Source organism: Allokutzneria albata, assembly GCF_900103775.1.
In the GTDB taxonomy this organism is placed as follows: domain Bacteria; phylum Actinomycetota; class Actinomycetes; order Mycobacteriales; family Pseudonocardiaceae; genus Allokutzneria; species Allokutzneria albata.
This window is the reverse complement of record NZ_LT629701.1, coordinates 1,897,434-1,914,377: the sequence shown is the minus strand read 5'-3', so window position 1 is coordinate 1,914,377 and position 16,944 is coordinate 1,897,434. Positions and strand designations below refer to the sequence as shown.

At 69.9% G+C, this 16,944-nt stretch carries 24 protein-coding genes and 1 pseudogene; 14 read left to right on the top strand and 11 right to left on the bottom strand.

Annotation, left to right across the window (positions count from 1 at the left end):
• Positions 1–4 precede the first annotated feature (4 nt).
• Positions 5–505 (bottom strand): GNAT family N-acetyltransferase, encoded by a 501-nt coding sequence (locus BLT28_RS08570; RefSeq protein ID WP_052408070.1) that lies wholly within the window; start codon positions 503–505, stop codon positions 5–7.
• A 24-nt stretch (positions 506–529) separates the two neighbouring features.
• Here BLT28_RS08570 and BLT28_RS08565 point away from each other — a divergent pair, with 24 nt between their 5' ends.
• On the top strand, positions 530–1,177 hold the full coding sequence (locus BLT28_RS08565; protein ID WP_030432919.1) for a VOC family protein: 648 nt from the start codon (positions 530–532) through the stop codon (positions 1,175–1,177).
• Here BLT28_RS08565 and BLT28_RS08560 read toward each other — a convergent pair.
• On the bottom strand, positions 1,143–2,099 hold the full coding sequence (locus tag BLT28_RS08560; protein ID WP_030432918.1) for an AraC family transcriptional regulator: 957 nt from the start codon (positions 2,097–2,099) through the stop codon (positions 1,143–1,145). The two genes, BLT28_RS08565 and BLT28_RS08560, sit on opposite strands and share 35 nt — an antisense overlap.
• Positions 2,100–2,198: 99 nt before the next feature.
• On the opposite strand from BLT28_RS08560, the gene BLT28_RS08555 reads away from it, so the two are divergent.
• The 4 genes from BLT28_RS08555 (at position 2,199) to BLT28_RS08545 (ending at position 4,053) form a co-directional block, all read left to right on the top strand.
• The gene (locus BLT28_RS08555; protein WP_197683998.1) at positions 2,199–3,101 is read left to right on the top strand and encodes an NmrA family NAD(P)-binding protein; all 903 of its coding nucleotides are present in this window, start codon (positions 2,199–2,201) and stop codon (positions 3,099–3,101) included.
• 2 nt (positions 3,102–3,103) lie between these two features.
• The gene (locus tag BLT28_RS08550; RefSeq protein WP_030432916.1) at positions 3,104–3,532 is read left to right on the top strand and encodes an anthrone oxygenase family protein; all 429 of its coding nucleotides are present in this window, start codon (positions 3,104–3,106) and stop codon (positions 3,530–3,532) included.
• A 63-nt stretch (positions 3,533–3,595) separates the two neighbouring features.
• Positions 3,596–3,760, top strand: a complete 165-nt coding sequence (locus BLT28_RS39955) for a hypothetical protein (protein ID WP_156051708.1) — start codon at positions 3,596–3,598, stop codon at positions 3,758–3,760.
• A complete protein-coding gene (locus BLT28_RS08545) occupies positions 3,757–4,053 on the top strand; it encodes a hypothetical protein (protein ID WP_030432915.1) in 297 nt (98 codons plus the stop codon). Before BLT28_RS39955 ends, BLT28_RS08545 begins: the two co-directional genes overlap by 4 nt.
• Here BLT28_RS08545 and BLT28_RS08540 read toward each other — a convergent pair.
• Positions 3,999–4,937, bottom strand: a complete 939-nt coding sequence (locus BLT28_RS08540; RefSeq protein ID WP_052408069.1) for a phosphotransferase family protein — start codon at positions 4,935–4,937, stop codon at positions 3,999–4,001. The two genes, BLT28_RS08545 and BLT28_RS08540, sit on opposite strands and share 55 nt — an antisense overlap.
• 9 nt (positions 4,938–4,946) lie before the next feature.
• Entirely contained in the window at positions 4,947–6,038 is a 1,092-nt protein-coding gene (locus BLT28_RS08535; RefSeq protein WP_030432913.1) for a winged helix DNA-binding domain-containing protein, read from the bottom strand.
• A 90-nt stretch (positions 6,039–6,128) separates the two neighbouring features.
• Here BLT28_RS08535 and BLT28_RS08530 point away from each other — a divergent pair, with 90 nt between their 5' ends.
• Positions 6,129–6,926: an alpha/beta fold hydrolase gene (locus BLT28_RS08530; protein ID WP_030432912.1), complete on the top strand. Its 798-nt coding sequence runs from the start codon at positions 6,129–6,131 to the stop codon at positions 6,924–6,926.
• On the opposite strand, the gene BLT28_RS08525 is transcribed toward BLT28_RS08530, so the two are convergent.
• The 3 genes from BLT28_RS08525 to BLT28_RS08510 all read right to left on the bottom strand — a co-directional run bounded on the left by BLT28_RS08525 (position 6,913) and on the right by BLT28_RS08510 (position 9,085).
• Positions 6,913–7,836 carry a coiled-coil domain-containing protein gene (locus tag BLT28_RS08525; RefSeq protein WP_052408068.1) on the bottom strand — a complete coding sequence of 308 codons (924 nt, stop codon included), beginning with the start codon at positions 7,834–7,836 and terminating at the stop codon, positions 6,913–6,915. The two genes, BLT28_RS08530 and BLT28_RS08525, sit on opposite strands and share 14 nt — an antisense overlap.
• Positions 7,837–8,565: 729 nt before the next feature.
• On the bottom strand, positions 8,566–8,853 hold the full coding sequence (locus BLT28_RS08515) for a hypothetical protein (RefSeq protein ID WP_156051706.1): 288 nt from the start codon (positions 8,851–8,853) through the stop codon (positions 8,566–8,568).
• Positions 8,828–9,085 (bottom strand): hypothetical protein, encoded by a 258-nt coding sequence (locus BLT28_RS08510; RefSeq protein ID WP_156051704.1) that lies wholly within the window; start codon positions 9,083–9,085, stop codon positions 8,828–8,830. Before BLT28_RS08510 ends, BLT28_RS08515 begins: the two co-directional genes overlap by 26 nt.
• Before the next feature lie 213 nt (positions 9,086–9,298).
• On the opposite strand from BLT28_RS08510, the gene rox reads away from it, so the two are divergent.
• Positions 9,299–10,726, top strand: a complete 1,428-nt coding sequence (gene rox / locus BLT28_RS08505; RefSeq protein ID WP_030432907.1) for a rifampin monooxygenase — start codon at positions 9,299–9,301, stop codon at positions 10,724–10,726.
• On the opposite strand, the gene BLT28_RS08500 is transcribed toward rox, so the two are convergent.
• Complete coding sequence (locus BLT28_RS08500; RefSeq protein ID WP_030432906.1) at positions 10,727–11,341, bottom strand: LysE family translocator; 615 nt, start codon at positions 11,339–11,341, stop codon at positions 10,727–10,729.
• Positions 11,342–11,411: 70 nt separating this feature from the next.
• Here BLT28_RS08500 and BLT28_RS08495 point away from each other — a divergent pair, with 70 nt between their 5' ends.
• Entirely contained in the window at positions 11,412–12,320 is a 909-nt protein-coding gene (locus tag BLT28_RS08495) for a LysR family transcriptional regulator (RefSeq protein ID WP_030432905.1), read from the top strand.
• Here BLT28_RS08495 and BLT28_RS08490 read toward each other — a convergent pair.
• Positions 12,301–13,299 carry a zinc-dependent alcohol dehydrogenase family protein gene (locus BLT28_RS08490; RefSeq protein ID WP_030432904.1) on the bottom strand — a complete coding sequence of 333 codons (999 nt, stop codon included), beginning with the start codon at positions 13,297–13,299 and terminating at the stop codon, positions 12,301–12,303. The genes BLT28_RS08495 and BLT28_RS08490 overlap by 20 nt on opposite strands.
• Positions 13,300–13,393: 94 nt before the next feature.
• Here BLT28_RS08490 and BLT28_RS08485 point away from each other — a divergent pair, with 94 nt between their 5' ends.
• The 4 genes and pseudogenes from BLT28_RS08485 (at position 13,394) to BLT28_RS42445 (ending at position 14,968) form a co-directional block, all read left to right on the top strand.
• Positions 13,394–13,693 (top strand): ArsR/SmtB family transcription factor, encoded by a 300-nt coding sequence (locus BLT28_RS08485; protein ID WP_043813757.1) that lies wholly within the window; start codon positions 13,394–13,396, stop codon positions 13,691–13,693.
• A 474-nt stretch (positions 13,694–14,167) separates the two neighbouring features.
• On the top strand, positions 14,168–14,392 hold the full coding sequence (locus tag BLT28_RS39950) for a hypothetical protein (RefSeq protein WP_156051702.1): 225 nt from the start codon (positions 14,168–14,170) through the stop codon (positions 14,390–14,392).
• Between the two features lie 18 nt (positions 14,393–14,410).
• Positions 14,411–14,698 (top strand): annotated as a pseudogene (locus tag BLT28_RS42450) (DUF222 domain-containing protein); the annotation flags it as partial.
• Complete coding sequence (locus BLT28_RS42445) at positions 14,678–14,968, top strand: HNH endonuclease signature motif containing protein (protein WP_269459664.1); 291 nt, start codon at positions 14,678–14,680, stop codon at positions 14,966–14,968. The pseudogene BLT28_RS42450 and the gene BLT28_RS42445, both read left to right, overlap by 21 nt.
• A 53-nt stretch (positions 14,969–15,021) precedes the next feature.
• Here BLT28_RS42445 and BLT28_RS08475 read toward each other — a convergent pair whose 3' ends face one another.
• Entirely contained in the window at positions 15,022–15,594 is a 573-nt protein-coding gene (locus BLT28_RS08475) for a TetR/AcrR family transcriptional regulator (RefSeq protein ID WP_043813836.1), read from the bottom strand.
• 51 nt (positions 15,595–15,645) lie between these two features.
• On the opposite strand from BLT28_RS08475, the gene BLT28_RS08470 reads away from it, so the two are divergent.
• Complete coding sequence (locus tag BLT28_RS08470; protein WP_030433105.1) at positions 15,646–16,281, top strand: FMN-dependent NADH-azoreductase; 636 nt, start codon at positions 15,646–15,648, stop codon at positions 16,279–16,281.
• A complete protein-coding gene (locus BLT28_RS08465) occupies positions 16,278–16,592 on the top strand; it encodes a DMT family transporter (protein WP_030433104.1) in 315 nt (104 codons plus the stop codon). Before BLT28_RS08470 ends, BLT28_RS08465 begins: the two co-directional genes overlap by 4 nt.
• On the opposite strand, the gene BLT28_RS08460 is transcribed toward BLT28_RS08465, so the two are convergent.
• Positions 16,582–16,917 (bottom strand): winged helix-turn-helix transcriptional regulator, encoded by a 336-nt coding sequence (locus BLT28_RS08460; protein ID WP_030433103.1) that lies wholly within the window; start codon positions 16,915–16,917, stop codon positions 16,582–16,584. The two genes, BLT28_RS08465 and BLT28_RS08460, sit on opposite strands and share 11 nt — an antisense overlap.
• Positions 16,918–16,944 lie beyond the last annotated feature (27 nt).

Sequence of the window (16,944 nt, the reverse complement as noted above, 5' to 3'; positions counted from 1 at the left end):
AACCCTAGTCGTCGACGAACCCCAGACGACGGTTCATCCCGATGGCCGAGAAGTTGCGGGGATGGTGGAACGTCCGCAGCCACCGGAAGCCCGACGCGCGCACGAACCGGATCGACAACACCTTGAGCGCCAACGACAATCCCCGGCCGCGCTCCTCGGCGAGCACTCCGGTCATCTCGGTGAACGCCGTGTCCTTGCCGGGGTACAGCCCGGTCATCGTCATCCCGATCCACCTCCCGTCCCTCAGCGCCAGGACGACACCGTCGGCACGGAAGCTCGGCACCTCGATCCGGTTCGCCACGTACTCGTCGTAGGTGAAGAACTCGCCGCGCTCCGGGATGTCGGCCGAGCACGTCTTGTTGAGCTCGTACAGCGCGAGGCGGTCATCCAGCTCCGTCATCGTGGTGAAGTCGACGCCGGACGCCCGCGCCCGGTCCAGGTAGGGCACGAACTCCGTCTCGTCGAACCCGTCCGCGTCCAGCTTGAGCCGCACCCAGTCCACCACGATCGGGCAGCGTAGCCTGGCGCGATGACGCCGAACCGGCTCCGCAGGACCGAGATCTCCGCCGCGCTCGCCGACACGAGCTGGCGCTTCGTCCTCGGTTCGCTGCGCGCCTCGGTCGCCGTGACCTCCTTGACGGGAGCAGTCGAGGTCGCGCAGCGCCTGGCACCCACCGGCGACAGCCTCGCCATGGACCTGCGCCGCGACCGCGTGGCACTGACCATCCAGACCGACGGCTGGGTCAGCGCCGCCGACGTCGAGCAGGCCAGGCGCGTCGCCGAACTCGTCGACCTGGGCAGCCCGGGCCGGTCGGAGCAGGTCGTGGAACTCGCCATCGACGCCATGGACATCGCCCGCGTGCGGCCGTTCTGGCGCGCGGTCCTGGCCTACACCGACGAGCCCGGCGCCGGGCCGGAAGACGGCGTGGTGGACCCGCTCGGCCAAGGCCCTTCGGTGTGGTTCCAGCGCATGACCGAGCCCCGTCCTCAGCGCAACCGCATCCACTTCGACATCGCCGTTCCCCATGACGAAGCCGAAACCCGCATCGCGGCGGCTCTCGAAGCGGGCGGCACGCTGATCGACGGCGAAGCGGCGCCCGCGTTCTGGGTGCTCTCCGACCCTGAAGGCAACGAAGCCTGCATCACCACGTGGCAAGGCCGGGACCGGATCGCTTGACCGCCCCGGGCGACACACCGACCACGCGCTTGAACGCACGGCTGAACGCCGCCTCCGACTGGTAGCCCAGGCGCCCGGCCAGCTCGGCGACGGACGCTCCCTCGTGGCGCAGGACGTCCAGCGCCACGAGCATCCGCCACCGCGTCACGTACTGCATCGCCGGTTCCCCCACCAGCTCGGTGAACCGGGCCGCGAACGCCGAACGCGACATCGCCAGCTCCGCGGCGAGCGACGCCACCGTCCACCCGCGCTCCGGATGACGGTGCACCAGCGTGAGCGCACGGCCGATCTGCTTGTCCCGCAACGCCCCCAGCCAGCCGGTGCGCGCGGACGGGTCGTGCTCCAGCCAGGACCGGATGCCCTGGACCACCAGGATGTCGGAGAGCCTGGTGATCACCGCCTCGCCACCGGGGCGCAGCGCACCCGCCTCCGCGGCGATCAGCCGGAGCGTGCTCTGCGTCCACTCCGCCTGCGGCGAGCCCGCCGGTTCCACGTGGATGATCTTCGGGAGCACGTCCACCAGGGAGCGGGCGGTCGGGTGGTCGAAGCGGACCGCCCCGCACACCAGCGTCGTCTCCGCGCCGCCCCCGCCGTGCCGCAGGACGGCGTAGCGGTCGCTGACGTAGTCGTGCGGCAGCCCTTCGATCGCGGGCGCCGGCGCATCCGGCACGTCGCGGAGGCGGTGGCCTTCGCCGTGCGGGACGAGCGCGAGGTCCCCGGGCAGCAGCGTGCGCGGCTCGGCGCCGTCGACTTCCAGCACGCAACGCCCCGCCGTCACGATGTGGAACCACAGGCAGTCCGCCATCGCGGGCAAGGTCATCCCCCACGGCGCGGTCAGCTCCGAGCGGCAGTAGAACGTGCCCGTCATCCGCAGGAAGTGCAGCGCCTCGGCGAGCGGGTCGGGTGCGACGTCGGTCTTCACGGCTCCAGTGTGCACAGTCCAGTCAAGCTGGACGATCGAGCATGAACTAGCGACAGATGGTCATAGAGAATCCACGTCGAAGGCATCAGGGTGGATGACATGCAGAACGAACTGATCACCGTGATGGGCGCGACCGGCAACACCGGCTACGAGATCACCAAGCGGCTGCTCGCCGCCGGGCACCGCGTCCGCGCACTGGGCCGCTCCCAGGACAAGCTCGCCGAGCTGACGGCGGCAGGCGCCGAGACGGCCGCCGGGGACGCCGCCGACCCGACCTTCCTCACCGAGGCCTTCCGCGGCTCCGCCGCCGTGTACACGCTGCTCCCGATCGACGTGACCTGGGCGGACTACCACGCCGAGGTCGGCGTCATCGGCTCGGCGGTCGTCGAGGCAGTCCGCGTCGCGGGCATCCGGCACGTCGTCGCGCTCAGCTCACTCGGCGCCGAACTGCCCACCGGAACGGGTTTCCTGACCAGCCTGCACGCCCAGGAACAGCGGTGGAGCGCCCTGCCGGAGGTCAACGTCCTGCTGCTGCGGCCGGGCCTGTTCTTCGAGAGCTTCCGCGCCGCGCTCGGCATGATCGAGACCGAGGGGATCAACGGCGACTCGGTCGACCCCGACGTGCGCATCCCGATGATCGCCACCCGCGACATCGCCGAGGCAGCCGCCACCGCACTCGCCACGCGCGACTGGCACGGCATCGTCGTGCGGGAACTGCTCGGGCAGCGCGACCTCAGCTACCGCGAGGCGACGGCGATCCTCGGTGCGGCGATGGGCCGCCCGGCACTGCCGTACGTGCAGTTCGATTACGACGCGATGACGCACGCGCTGATCGAGTCGGGCTTCTCGCAGAATGTCGCCAGCCAGCACGTGGCGATGACGCAGGCGTTCAACGAGAACAGGGTCGTCCCGCTGCGGGGCAGGACACCCGACAACACCACTCCGACGAGGTTCGAGGACTTCGCAGCGGAACTGTTCGAGGCTCACCGGAGGCCGTCTTGATCATGATCACCCTCGTGCAGTCCCTGATCATCGTCGTCGGTGGACTGCTCGGCGGCATCTACTTCGCGTTCTCCACCAGCGTCATGCCCGGACTGCGCCAGCTCCCCGCGGCCCAGGGGATCGCGGCGATGCGCGCCGCCAACGCCGCCATCCTCAACCCGGCGTTCATGCTGGTGTTCTTCGGCGCACCCCTGGGCAGCATCGCCCTGGCCATCCTCGCCCCGTCCCCGCTGGTGATCACCGCCGCGCTGCTGCACGTCGTGCCGAGCCTGCTGCTGACGATGCTGGTCAACGTGCCGCTGAACAACGCGCTCGACGCCGCCGACCCCGATGACGAGCAGGTCTGGAAGCACTACCTGACGAGCTGGACGCGGTGGAACACCGTCCGCGCGATCGCCTGCGCCGTGGCCACCCTGCTCCTGGTGCTCTGACAGGGCCGACTCCAGCCACGTCCGGTGCTGCTCGGTCGCCCTCGCCCACAACCGCTCCAGCCCGTGCAGGCCCAGCACGACGGCGCGCTTCGCAAGGACGTCACGGTCGCGGACCTGACGATGATGCTCGCGCTGCTGCCGCGCCCGATCCCCGACCTCCCCGTCCCGCCCAGCCCGCAGGCCGTCGAGCGCTACCTTGGGTTCATGACCGACGGGCTCCGCGCATGAAGATCCACGAGATCCGGATCTCCGGCTACGACGACACCGAGGCGATCGCCCGCCTGCTGTGCCCCGTCGAGGAGCACAACGGCCCGTGCGAGGTGCCGTGGAGCACGGCCGCCTACGACGGCGACGTGGTGCTGGGCATCTGCGCGGACCAGCGCAAAGCCGAGGAGATCGCCGACCGCGTGCGCGCGTTCGTCGGCGAGGACCGGCCGGTCGCGCTCGGCGAGGGCGACCCCGCGTACTACGAGGAGCTGATCGAGCAGTACCGGATCGAGTCGAAGAGCGCTTCGAGGTAGTCCTCAAGGCGCCCCGCGAGCACGGCGGGCGTCAGGTCGCTCCGGCCGACCTCCCGCCAGGGCACGGCGACCTTCTCCGCATCCGGCGCGAAGGCCAGCGCGTCCAGCACGCGCCAGTACAAGTGATCTTCGCCGAGCGCACCTCCCGCCGCGAGGTACTGCTCGGCGACCCGCATCCCGGCGGGCACTCCGTGCAGCAGGGCGACCGCGGTGGAGCAGTGGGCGACGTCCAGGTCCGCCGGGCCCCACGACGTCTCCACCCAGTCCACGACACCGGTGATCACCAGGTCCGCGCCGTTCCCGCTGTACAGCACGTTGCCGGGGTGGAAGTCGCGGTGCAGGAAGCACGGCCGGTACGGCGGAGGGTCGCGTCGGATGACCTCCACCGCCCGGCGCCACAGCTCCGGCCGCGCCGTGTCCTCGGGAATCCGCACCCGGTCCGGCCCGGTCCACGCCTGATAGGTGCGCGGCCGCGCCGACTCCGCCACAGTCAGCCGGTGGATCGCCACGAGCTGCCGGGCGAGGAGCGCGATCTTGCGGTCAATGTCGCTGTCGTCGAGCCGAATGCTCCCGGGCAGCAACGACATCAACAGCGAGGGGTGCGCGCAGTGCTCGGCCGAGGCATCCACGCCGTGCAGCCGCGCGGCCGGGACATCGGTGTCGGCGAGCAGCCGGAGGATGTCGGCTTCGCGGGTGAGCAGGCCGAGCGCGTGCTGCACGTAGAACGGCTTCACGAAAGACCGCAGCACCAACGAGTACGGGCTACCCGCGCCTTCGATGTCCAGCCGCCACATCTGGGAGGTCCAGCCACCCCGCAGCGCCTCGGCGCGATGAATGCGATCTCCCGCGGGAAGGTTGCGCTCGACCCACCGGTGCGTCCTCACGCGAAAAGCCTAGTCAGCGAAGCGCACTCCGTTGTGGGCTTTGTCGGACAAGAACAACGCGATCTGCTCGCCTTCTTCGGCGACGGCGGCGCGCTCGGTCCGGGAGAAGCGGCGCAGCGGGGCCACGACCACCGTGTCGGCCTCGACGGTCCAGGTGGCGGACACCCGGCCATCGACAAGGAGGACGCGAGCACCCGCCACCGACAGATTCCGGTGCTCCTGGTCGATGATCCGGCTGCGGTCGTCATAGCCGAGGATCGCGTTGTCAAAGGCGGGGAGGAACCGGATCGGAGCAGGCGTGTCGGGATCGGGGCGCGGAGCGTCCGGGAGGTCCAGCAGTTCCCGGCCTCGCTCATCGCGAAAGCTCACCAGTTCGTCCCTCACGGCGGCCACCGCGGCGGGCAGCCCGGCAAGTCCGCTCCACGCCCGCAGGTCAGCCGTCGCGGCAGGACCGAACGCGGCGAGGTAGCGCCGAACGAGCGTCTCGCCGACCGGATCGGTCCCGTTCTGCGCCAGAGGGTCGACCTCGCGCCCCAGCCAGTCGGCGATCGGGACGTTGCGCACGCCGCCCTTCGTGCGCCACAGCCCGCGCGGCGGCGTCTGCACCATCGGGATCAGCCCGGCGACCAGCATCTCGCCCAGCGCCCGCTTTCCCGCCGCCGGCCAGCGGTCCTCCACCGCGCCCGCGAGTTCGCCCATCGAGCGCGGCTCGCCGTCGGCCAGCACCGCGCGCCCCGCGGCCGCGAGCTCTTCGAGATCGACTCCGTCGAGTTCGCGGCGGTAGACCCCGAGCACCTTCTGCTGGAGCATCGCGTCATGACGTGAGCGCCAGGCCAGGACGTCCACCGAGGTGAGGAGGTGGACGGTGCGGCGCATGAGGTGGGTCCGCACCACCTGTCGCCCGGTCAGCAGGTCCGAGAGCACGCCGGGATCGAACGCTTGCAACCGCGACCAGAGGCCGACGAAGGGCTCCTGCGGCTCCTGTGCTTGCAGGCCACCGAGATGCGCCACCGCGTCGAGCACCGGCATGTCGGCGCGATCGAGCAGGAGCTGGCGGGCGAGCGTGGCGCGGTTGAGGGCGCGGATGTCGAGAACGGTCACGCGACCACCTTCGCAGGCATCTAGGTCAGATCCTGTCCGGCGCACCGAGGACTTGACCTTGACATTGATGTCAAGCCTTACCGTCCCGGCATGACTTCCGTTCTCCCTGCTTCCTCGCTCGGACGCATCGTCCGCGGTTCCGGTCCCGGTCTGCTGCTCGCCCATGGCGCCAGTGGCGGCATCGAGCCCAACTTCGGCCCGATCCTCGACGGGCTGGCCGAGCGGTTCACCGTGGTCGGCCCCGACTATCCCGGGACCGGCCGGACCCCGCGCGCGAGCGCGCCGCTCGACCTCGACACCCTGGCCGACGAGCTGGTGGCCACGGCCGTGGAGGAAGGGCTGGAATCCTTCGCCATCACCGGGTACTCGCTCGGCGGTCCCGTGGCCATCCGCGCCGCCACCCGTCATCCGGAGCGCGTCACGGCACTGGTGCTCACCGCGAGCCTCGTCCGGCCCAACCCCCGTCTGCTGCTCGCGACGCGGTTGTGGCGCAAGCTCCTCCAAGCCGGTGACGGGGACCAGCTCGCGGCGTTCGTGTCCTTGATCGGCGAGGGCGCGCCCACCCTGGACGAGGTCTCCCAGGCCGATCTCGACGCGGCCCTCGTCGAGTTCGCGGCGAACGTCCCGCCCGGCACGCTGGACCACCTGGACCTGGTCGACAACATCGACGTGCGAGAGGACGTCTCCAAGATCGCGGTGCCGACGCTGGTCATCTCGACCACGCTCGACAACCTGGTCACGCCGTACCACCACCGGCAGCTCGCCGAGGGCATTCCCGGCGCCCGGTTCGTCGAGCTCGCCAGCGGGCACCTCCCCTTCGCCGAGCGTCCTCAGGAGTGGCTGACGATCACGCGCGACTTCCTCGGCGAAGCGCTCACTTCGCGCTGACCTGCTGCTCGCGGAGCCTGCGCACCTCGGCCATCAGCTCGTCGAGCTGCTGCTCGGCGCGCTCGGCACGAGCCAGAGTCTGGGCACGCGCCTCGTCCAGCGCGGTGATCCGCTCGGTCGCCGCCTTGCGCGCGTCCTCGATCGCCGCCGTCGCCCGCACCCGTTCCGCGGCGACGTCGGCGGCGGCCTGGCGGCGGGCCTCGGCGATCTCCTCGCGCTGCTGCTGGAGTTCCGCCCTGGCCCGCTCCAGCTCGGCGCGGGCGTCGGTCGCGGACTGCTCGGACCGTTCCGCCGCGCGCTCGGCACGTTCGGCCCGCTGCCGGGTTTCCTCCTGTTCGGCGCGGGCTTCCTTGATCTGCTCCGCGGCGACCGCGCGGATCTGCTCGACCTCCTTGGAGGCCAGCCTGCGCGCTTGTTCTGCCTGGTTGACGGCGTCGGCACGGGCTTGCTCGATCGCCGCGGCGGTCTCCCGGCGAATGCCTTCGATGGCCACCTCGGCCTCGTTGCGCGCAGCCGTGACGTCCTCTTCGGCTTTGCGGCGCACGCGCTCCAGTTCGGCGAACGCGTGGTCTCGCGCTGCGATCGCCTCGGTGGCCTCGCGTTCGAACCGCTCGGCGTCGGCGCCCGCGTCCTCGGCGGCCTCATCGGCGAGGAGCTTGTCCTTCTCCGCCTGTCGGGCGCGTTGCTGCGCGGCGACGGCGGCGGCCTCCGCTTCGGCGATGCGACGAGCGGCTTCGGCCTGTGCGGCCTGGACCTGGGCCTCGGCCACGCTCGGGTCGGCCAGCGTGGACAGCTCCGACACCGCCGAGTTCAGGGTCTCGCCGAGGCGCTTGGCCAGCGTCCGGAACTCGACCAGGAGTTCGTCGGCGCGGGCCTTCGCGGCGGTCACCGGCCCCTGGTTTTTCGTCACCGTGACAGATGTCGCTGGGGTGTCAGCACCCTCCTGTTGTAGGCGCTGACGCTCTTTCCAGGCCCGCCACCGGGTGTGTTCCGGCAGGTCGCAGTACTCCGAGGGGCGCCCGGGGCCGCCTCCCCGGAACACCGGACGGGTGCAGCCGGGGTAGTTGCACTCCCCGGCGGGGCGCTGAGTCGGTTCCGAGGACGTCACTGTCGTCACCGGCTCAACTTAGCAGGAATAGCGTATTTCTGTTGCGTCACTACGACGCAACAGAACACGAAAGGAGCATGCCGGATCGTCGCAGGTCCTGACCACCGATAAGGGAACATTATCGGCGGTCAGCCTCGAACCGCGCTCTCTTTCGTTTGGTTTACGTTGCGTTGGCGCACACGGAACGAAATCAGGCGATCGCAACGTTCGGAACCGTGGCCGTCGAGGTCAGGCCCACAATGCGGAATCGGACGGACTTGCCGTCGGCACGGCCGAACTACGCAGCGGCGCCGACGCTCTGCATGTGCGTCACACCGGAACCGCTGGGGACTGACACTCCCCTGCCGTCCACGGTCACCACGAAAACCCGCTCGTCAGCGGTGATCTCGACAGGGCCCGACACCTGCAACTGACCCGTGCCACTCGCGCACGACGCAAGATCGCTCCCGTTGCGAGCAGGCGGCGCGGGCGCGCCGATCGGAGTGCACCGAAGCGCAAGGTCATAAGCAGCACTGAGCCCCGCATCCGTCTTCACCACGACGTCCAGACCCGTCGCAGCGGGCCGAAGACCTCCACCACCTGCGCGGCCTGGGGCCTCAACGCCTCGACCGGAACGCCGTAGAAGCCGAACGAGCCCTTGTGCTCGGGCACCTTCCCAGAAGCGGCCTTCAGCGCCGCCTGCATCCGGTCGCGGTACTCGTCAGCCGCCTTCACACCAGTCGCCTTGAGGCCGACGAGCTGTGCGGAGATGGCGTTGAGCCGCGAGCGACCCGAGCTGATGAACATCCCCAGCTCAGCACTGCCGGGAGGCCTCGTCATCGCCGGGTCGCTGGGCGCGGGAAGCCGCTGCCGGAGCGACGCGCGCGGGCGGGACGTCCTTCACATCGGTGAGCAGGTCGGCGACCGGATTCACCTTGTCGCACAAGGTGTTCGACCAGGTCGCCGGCGCCCGGTCAGCGGGCGGCGCCTGCGCGTCCACCGCTTCGCCCGGCACCGAGCACCCGGCGAGAACCACGCCCATCACGACAGTCGAGACAACCCACCAACGCATGCGCGCACGGTAGGAGCGACCTGCCGGGAGGGGCCCGTCCGCTCTGCCGGACCGGAGGTGTCCATCCACAATGGACGAGGAAAAACGAACGGCAAGGAGGTCGTGCACTCCCTGCCACTTCCAACGTATAGCGCACAGGGGGTCTTGCGGCAAGACCCCCGTCGTCCCGCACACTCTGCGCCCGACACACGACCTCGGTGAATGGACGGTTCCTTGTTCGACGTGATCGTTGCTGGTGGCGGACCGACCGGCTTGATGCTCGCCAGCGAGCTGAGGCTGCACGGCGTGCAGGTGCTCGTGCTGGAGAAGGCGACCGAGCCGGGCAAGCAGGTCCGGTCGCTCGGCTTGCACGTGCGCAGCATCGAGGTGATGGCCCAGCGTGGACTGCTGGAGCGGTTCCTCGCCAACGGCACCCAACACCCGCTCCGCGGCTTCTTCGCCGCTATCGAAGCGCCCTCGCCCCCGCGGGTGGACAGCGCGCACGCCTACGTCCTCGGCATCCCGCAGCCGATTACCGACCGCCTGCTGGCTGAGCGCGCCGCTGAACTCGGCGCCGAGGTCCGGCGCGGCTGCGAGGTGGTCGGGCTGAGCCAGGACGAGGACGGGGTGACCGTCGAGCTGGCCGACGGCGCGCGGCTGCGCTCGCGCTACCTCGTCGGCTGCGACGGTGGCCGCAGCACCGTCCGCAAGCTCCTCGGCGTTGCTTTCCCGGGCGAGCCCGCCACGGCCGAGACGTTGCTCGGCGAGATGGAGGCGACCGCCGATCCGGAGACGATCGCCTCCGTCGTCGCCGAAGTCCGCAAGACCCACAAGTTCTGCGGGCTCGGCCCTTCCGGCCCTGGCCTGTACCGCGCCGTCGTGCCCGCGGAGGGGGTCACCGAGGATCGCTCGGTCCCACCGACCCTCGATGAGTTCAAGCACCAGCTGCGGGCCTACACGGGCACCGACTTCGGTGTGCACTCACCGCGGTGGCTGTCCCGCTTCGGCAACGCCACCCGGCAGGCCGAGCGCTACCGGGTCGACAGGGTGTTCCTGGCGGGCGACGCGGCGCACGTCCACCCGCCGCTGGGCGGGCAGGGACTCAACCTCGGCATCCAGGACGCGTTCAACCTCGGCTGGAAACTGGCCGCGACGATCAACGGCTGGGCACCGGACGGGCTGCTGGACAGCTACCACACCGAACGGCACCCCGTGGGCGCCGACGTCCTCAGCAACACCCGCGCGCAGGCCGCACTGATGTCCGCAGACCCGGGCTCACTGGCCCTGCGCAGGTTGCTCGCCGAACTGATGGAGTTCGAGGACGTGCACAGCCACCTGATCGAGAAGATCATCGCGGTCGGGATCCGCTATGACTTCGGCGACGGGCACCCGTTGCTCGGCAAGCGGATGCGCGACGTGGAGCTGAAGCAGGGCCGCCTCTACGAGCTGATGCACGGCGGGCGTGGGCTGCTGCTCGACCAGACCGGCCAGCTCTCTGTGGCGGGCTGGGCGGACCGGGTGGACCACGTCGTCGACGTCAGCGAGGAGCTGGATGTGCCCGCCGTGTTGCTGCGACCCGACGGACACGTGGCGTGGGTCGGTGAGGACCAGCAGGACCTGCTCGGCACGTTGCCCACCTGGTTCGGCGCGCCCACTGGCTGATCAGGCACTGCTCACCACGGCCACGCCGAGCGACACCAGCACGACGCCGGTCGCGATGCTCAGTCCCCGGCGTGCGCCCGGCCTGGTCACCAGCGAGCGGCCGTGTCCGAGCGCCCAGGTGAACAGCACGTACCAACACGTGTTCACCAGCGCCCACACCACGCCCAAGGCGATGCTCGACAGCAGGACCGGGCCGTCCGTCGTGACGAACTGCGGCAGCACCGACACGGCGAACACCCCGGCCTTCGGGTTGCCGAGCGTCGTGCCGAGCCCGGCGACATAGGCCGTCCAGCCACCTGAACGGTCTTCGTCCACAGGCTCATCCGCGGGGTGGCGAGCGGCCCGGAGCGTGGTGACACCGAGTACGACCAGCACGATCCCGCCCCCGGCGCGCACCGCCTGGTACGCGCCGGGGGCGGCGAGCAGAACGGCTGACAGCCCGGCCGCCGCAGTCGCGGCCCACACCAGCAGCCCGGTGGCGATGCCCGCGATGGTGGCCCGCGCGCGAGCAGGCCCGCCGGTCAGGGTTTGCCGGATCATCAGCGCTTGTCCGGGTCCCGGCAGCATCGCCAGCAACCAGGTGGTGAGCAGGAAAGCGGGCACGTGGATGGGCATGCCGCCAGGCTGTCGCGCACGGCGGCTTCAGAGAAGCAAACCGAATCGGGGACAGCATTAAGATCGGTGAATGGCTGATCCCGGGCAGCTCCGGTTGCTCGCCCTGATCGAGGACCACGGTTCGCTCGCCGCGGCCGCCCACGTCCTCGGGCTCACCCCCGCCGCGGTGACGCAGCAGGTGGCCCGCGCGGAGCGGGACTTCAAGGTGCCACTGGTCCTGCGTGGCCCGCGCGGGGCGAGCCTCACCGCCGCCGGCGCGCTCCTCGCCGCGCACGGGCGGGTCATCGACCGGCAGGCGGAGGAGGCGGACGCCCGGCTGGCCGCGCTCCTCGGTCACCTCTCGCTGCGCCTGCGGGTGGGCGCGTTCCAAGCGGCGGCGCTGCACCTGCTCCCACCGGCCCTGACCGCGCTTCGGCACCGGCACCCGCACGCGGAGCTGTCCATCCGGGACGTGGCCTCCCACCAGGGCATCGAGGAGATAGTCGAGGATCGGCTCGACCTCGCGGTCATCGCCTCGTGGGGCGCACCGCCGGAACCTCCCCCGCACATCGCCGTGCACTCGCTGATGCTCGATCCGCTGGTGGTGGTCCTCCCCGACGACCATCCCCTGGTGACGGACCGGCCACTGCGCCTCGAGGACCTTCGCCACGAGTCCTGGGTGACGATCCTGGCCGGTCACGCCGCCCGCGAGCAGTTCGACCGCGCGGCACTGGCGGCCGGGTTCACGCCGAAGATCCGCTTCCAGACCGCGTCCTACGACGTGGCCCAGGCCCTGGTCGGAACCGGGATCGGCGTCGCGCTCGTGTCGCGGCTGGCCTTGTCCGGCGTGCCCGGCACGGTGCACCGCGAGGTCCAGCCGCGGCTGCACCGCACGCTGCACGCGGTGACCCGCGCCGACACCGCGCTCACGCCCCTGGCGGACGTCTTCCTCGAACTGCTGCGCGACGTCGCCGGGGACGTCACAGCTCCCTGGTCGTGACGACGATCTTCCCGACCTGGGTGTTGGACTCCATGTGCTTGTGCGCCAACGCGATCTCGTCCAAGGGGAACACCGTGTCGACCACCGCGCGGAACGCGCCAGTGCGCAGCCCGGAGGTGACGAAGGCTGAGGCGCGACGCAGGCGCTCAGGGCTGCGCGTGATCTCGTGGACGGTGTAGGTGCGCATGTTGAGCGCGGGCATGCCCAACTCGAAACCGGGGAACGGCGTCGGCTGACCGCTCTGCGCGCCCCAGAGGAACAGCGTCCCGTCGGCGGCCACAGCTCGGGCAAGATCGACCACACCCGGCCCGGCGACCGCGTCGAAGACGTACTCCGTGCCCTTGCCTCCGGTCAGCTCCAGGATCACGGCGGTCACGTCCTGGTCGTCGGAGACGACCACCTCAGCCGCGCCTTCGTCGAGCAGGCGCTGCTTCTTCGCCTCGGTTCGCGTCACCGCGATCGGCGTCGCACCAAGGCGGTTCGCCGTGTGGATCGCGGCGAGGCCGACGCTGCTCGACGCCGCGTTGATCACCGCCGTGTCGCCCGGGCGAATCCCGCCGACCTCGACCATCGCGCCGTAGGCCGTCAGGTACGGCATCCACACCGCGGCGCCCGTCACCGCGTCCACACCGTCCGGCCGGTGCAGCAGCGCCGCGGCGGGGACGACCGCGCGCTCGGCGTAGACGCCGTAGTCGTTCTGCGAGAACGCGGGCAGCACGCTGACGTGATCACCGACGTCGAAGCCGCTCACCCCCGGCCCGGCCGCCTCGACGATCCCGGCCGCCTCCGCTCCGAGCCGCGCGGGCAGCCTCGGCTCCTCGATGTACTGCCCGCTGCGGAAGAGCACCTCGGCGCGGTTGATCCCGATCGCGTCCACCCGCAGGAGCACCTCGCCCGTGCCCGGTTCACCCGGCTCCACGTCCTCCAGCCGCAGCACCTCGGGTCCGCCGATCTCGTGGAAGCGCACCGTCTTCGCCATCTCGTCCGTCCTCTTCGGTCGTCGTGGACGAGACCGAGCGAAGCACAGAAGTACGACGGCCGTCAAACTTCGATGGATGTCGTACTATGGCCGCATGGGACGCACCCCGGCACATCCCGACGTCGCGCAGTTCGACCTCCAGCAGATCCTGGAAGCCCTGGTCGACCCGGTGCGGCGGAGCATCGTCAGCCAGCTCGTGGCCTCCGGGACCGACATCAAGTGCGGCGACTTCGACATCCCGGTCAGCAAGTCCACCGCCACCCACCACTTCAACGTCCTGCGCGAGGCCGGCCTGATCCGGCAGTACTACGTGGGCACGGCGCGGATGAACGCGCTCCGCCGCGACGACATGGACGCGGCGTTCCCCGGGCTGATCACCGCGATCACCCCGTAGGGTCGAGGCGTACCCGAGCGCCTGCTGTACCTCGTCCGCCACGGTGAACAGGAACACGCCGAGATGGAAGCGCCGGAGTTGGGCTCAACGTGGCCAACTGCGGCCTGACTGTCTTGTCCCGCAAGGAAAACAGGCCGCCCGCGGTTATCGGCTTCAATGATGTCGGACATGTGGGTGGTGGGGCTTGCTCGGCGGTTTCCGGCGTGGGGTCGGCTTGACCTGGGGCCCCTTGCGCGTGCCCTTGGGCCACACGGGGGCACGGGATGCAACTCCAGCCCTCGCGATAAGCGTATGACACGCGCACCCCAGGTAAAGCCTCGGTTCTGTTTACAGCTTGCGTTTGCTGAAACTTGGCTTTGTCCACAATGGACTCATGCATGATAACTGTTGTCGCTGCTGGGAATTCACCCTCTCGTGATTCGATGTCGATCTTCCATTTTGAGACAATGGAGAAGAGTCGAGAAGGGGGTGAACGTGGTGAATCCCAAGGCATTAATCCACTTGATGAAACACCATCTCGCGCAAGCCGACGACTACAAGTCAACCGGTGATGCGTTGCTGGAGCGGATGAAGGACTGGGAAACTCTGGCGGCGCTGGTTCTCGCCGCTGCACCTCAAAGGTGTCTTTCCATTGATCGCGGGGCAGAAGATCAAAGCTGTGCTGGATGCGTTGGCCAAACCCCGCACGGTGGACGGTGAGAAGGATCCGCGGGGCAGCGGTATGCCAATGCGTTCGAGGAAGTGATCGACCTGGCCATGGCGACCCGGGATCTGCCGGAGAGTGGCGGGCGTCGGCCGACGGTGGTGGTGACGATGGACTTCGAGAAGCTGCTCGCGATGCTCGGCAGTGGCACCACGGCTACCGGTGACCCGGCGTCGGTCGGGTTGGTGCGGCAGATGTGCTGCGACGCCGGGATCCTCCCCACCGTCCTGGGTGGGGACAGTGAACCCCTCGACCTGGGTCGGGAACGACGGACCGCATCGGTGGCCCAGCGCAAGGCATTGGCGGTGCGGGACAAGGGATGCGCCTTCCCCGGATGTGATCGGCCACCGGGGTGGACGGAAGCACACCACGTCTGGCACTGGATCGACGGCGGACCCACCGACCTCGACAACCTCGTCCTGCTCTGCGTGCATCACCACCACGTCATGCACGAGCAGGAATGGACGATCATCTTCGAGCACGGGATACCCAGCTTCATCCCACCACGCTGGATCGACGTCGAGCAGAAACCCCTGCGCAACATCAGGGTCGACTATCCCCTGACGCTCTGACGTGCGGCGACGTGGCAGATACGTGGGTGGCAGATACGTGGACGGTGCACGACTTATGGAATCTGCGCACGGGTGACGGGTCCTAGCACCGCGGTTAGCCGACTGAGCGCGCCGACGACCTGCTCCGGGCTGAGTCCCCGGTCGTCCCGTTGGTAGCCGTAGACCTCCGGAGCCAGTGGCGCCAGCAGGACCTCCACCAACGCGTCCGGCTCCCGGACCTCGGCGGCGACCAGCAGCGAGCGGACGTGCGTCCGCCAGAACCCGTAGGCGCCGGTCTCGAACCGCGAACGGCCGACCTCACTGCCGAGCACCAGGTGCCGGTGGTTCTCCAGGAGTTCGACCATCGCCGCGTAGAACGCAGCCAGTCGCTCCGCGGGCGGGGCGCCGGGACCGAGCGGGGGGTCGCCGCGCATCAACTGTTCCTGGAGAACGCGCTCGTGCTCGTCGAGCAGCGCGACGGCGATCGAGGCGCGGTCCGGGTAGCGGCGGTAGAGCGTGCCCCTGCCGACACCCGCGGCCTTGGCGATCTCGTCCATGGTGACCTCGTGCGGCGGCTTGGCGGCGAACACCTCGGCCGCCGCCGCGAGGATGCGGGCCCGGTTGCGCGCGGCGTCTGCTCTCTCCATGCCCCCAGCCTATCTGGACACGCCGTCCACTTCCATGCTTAAGTGGACACCATGTCCACTTTGTTGCACCTCGACGCCAGTGCCCGCAGCGGCTCGATCTCCCGGCGGCTCTCCCGGGCGTACGCCGACACCTGGCGGGCGGCCAACCCCGCAGGTCAGTACCGCTACCGCGACCTCGCCGCCGACCCCGTCCCGCACATCACCGAGGCGTGGACGCAGCTGTGCGACCACGTGCTGGCCAACGGGATCACCGACATCGGCCGCTACCGGGAGGCCGTGCGCACCCCGGAGCAGCGGGAGGCGTGGCAGGTCCTCGAACCCCTGCTCGACGAACTCGTCGCGGCGGACGTCGTGCTGATCGGCACGCCGATGTACAACTTCTCCATCCCGTCCGCGCTCAAGGCGTGGATCGACCAGGTGACCTTCCCGAAGATGTCCCTCAGGGGCCGGACGTTCGTGGTCACGAGCGCGCGCGGCGGCGCGTACGGGCCGGGCACACCGCGCGAGCCCTTCGACCACCAGGAGCGCTACCTGCGGGACTTCTTCCTGGGCCACTTCGACATCGAGGACGTGCGCTTCATCAACGCCGAACTCGTCAACGCCACGATCGACCCCGCGCTGGCGCACCGGCTGGACCAGCACACCGCGTCACTCGACGCCGCGTTAAGGGCGGCGGTGACACTGTGAACTGGCTGATCCTCGTCGGCGCGGGCCTGGTCGAAGTGGCCTGGTCGCAGAGCATCAAGCCGACGCAGAACTTCACCCGCCCGCTGCCGACACTGGTCAGCCTGCTGCTCATGGCGGCCGCGGTGCTGCTGCTGTCGATCGCGATGAACTCGATCCCGGTCGGCACCGCCTACGCCGTGTTCACCGGCATCGGCGCGGTCGGAGCCATCCTCCTGGGAGTGCTGGTGAACCAGGATCCGATGAGCCTCGGACGGGTCCTCGCGCTCGCGATGATCACGGGAGGGATCGTGCTCGCACGTCTCACGGGATGAGGTCGTCGCCGTGCTCCAGCGTCCAGTCCGCGAGGGCGCGCATCGGCCCGTCGACCAGGCTCCGCCCGAGCGCCGTCAGCGCGTACTCCACCCGCGGCGGCGCCTCGGCGTAGGAGCGGCGCTCGATCAGGCCGTGACCGAGCAGGCGGCGCAGCGTCTCGCTGAGCACCTTGTCGCTGATCCCGCCGATCGAGGCGCGCAGCTCCACCCGCCGCCGCGGCGCCTGGCTCAGCGCGGCGAGCACCACGGGGTTCCACGTGTGGGAGAACAGGTCGGTCGCCGCGCGGAGCCGGCAGTCCGCGACCAGCTCGTAGCAGTCGGCCATGGGGTCATCATGCCCCGTCTGAGACGT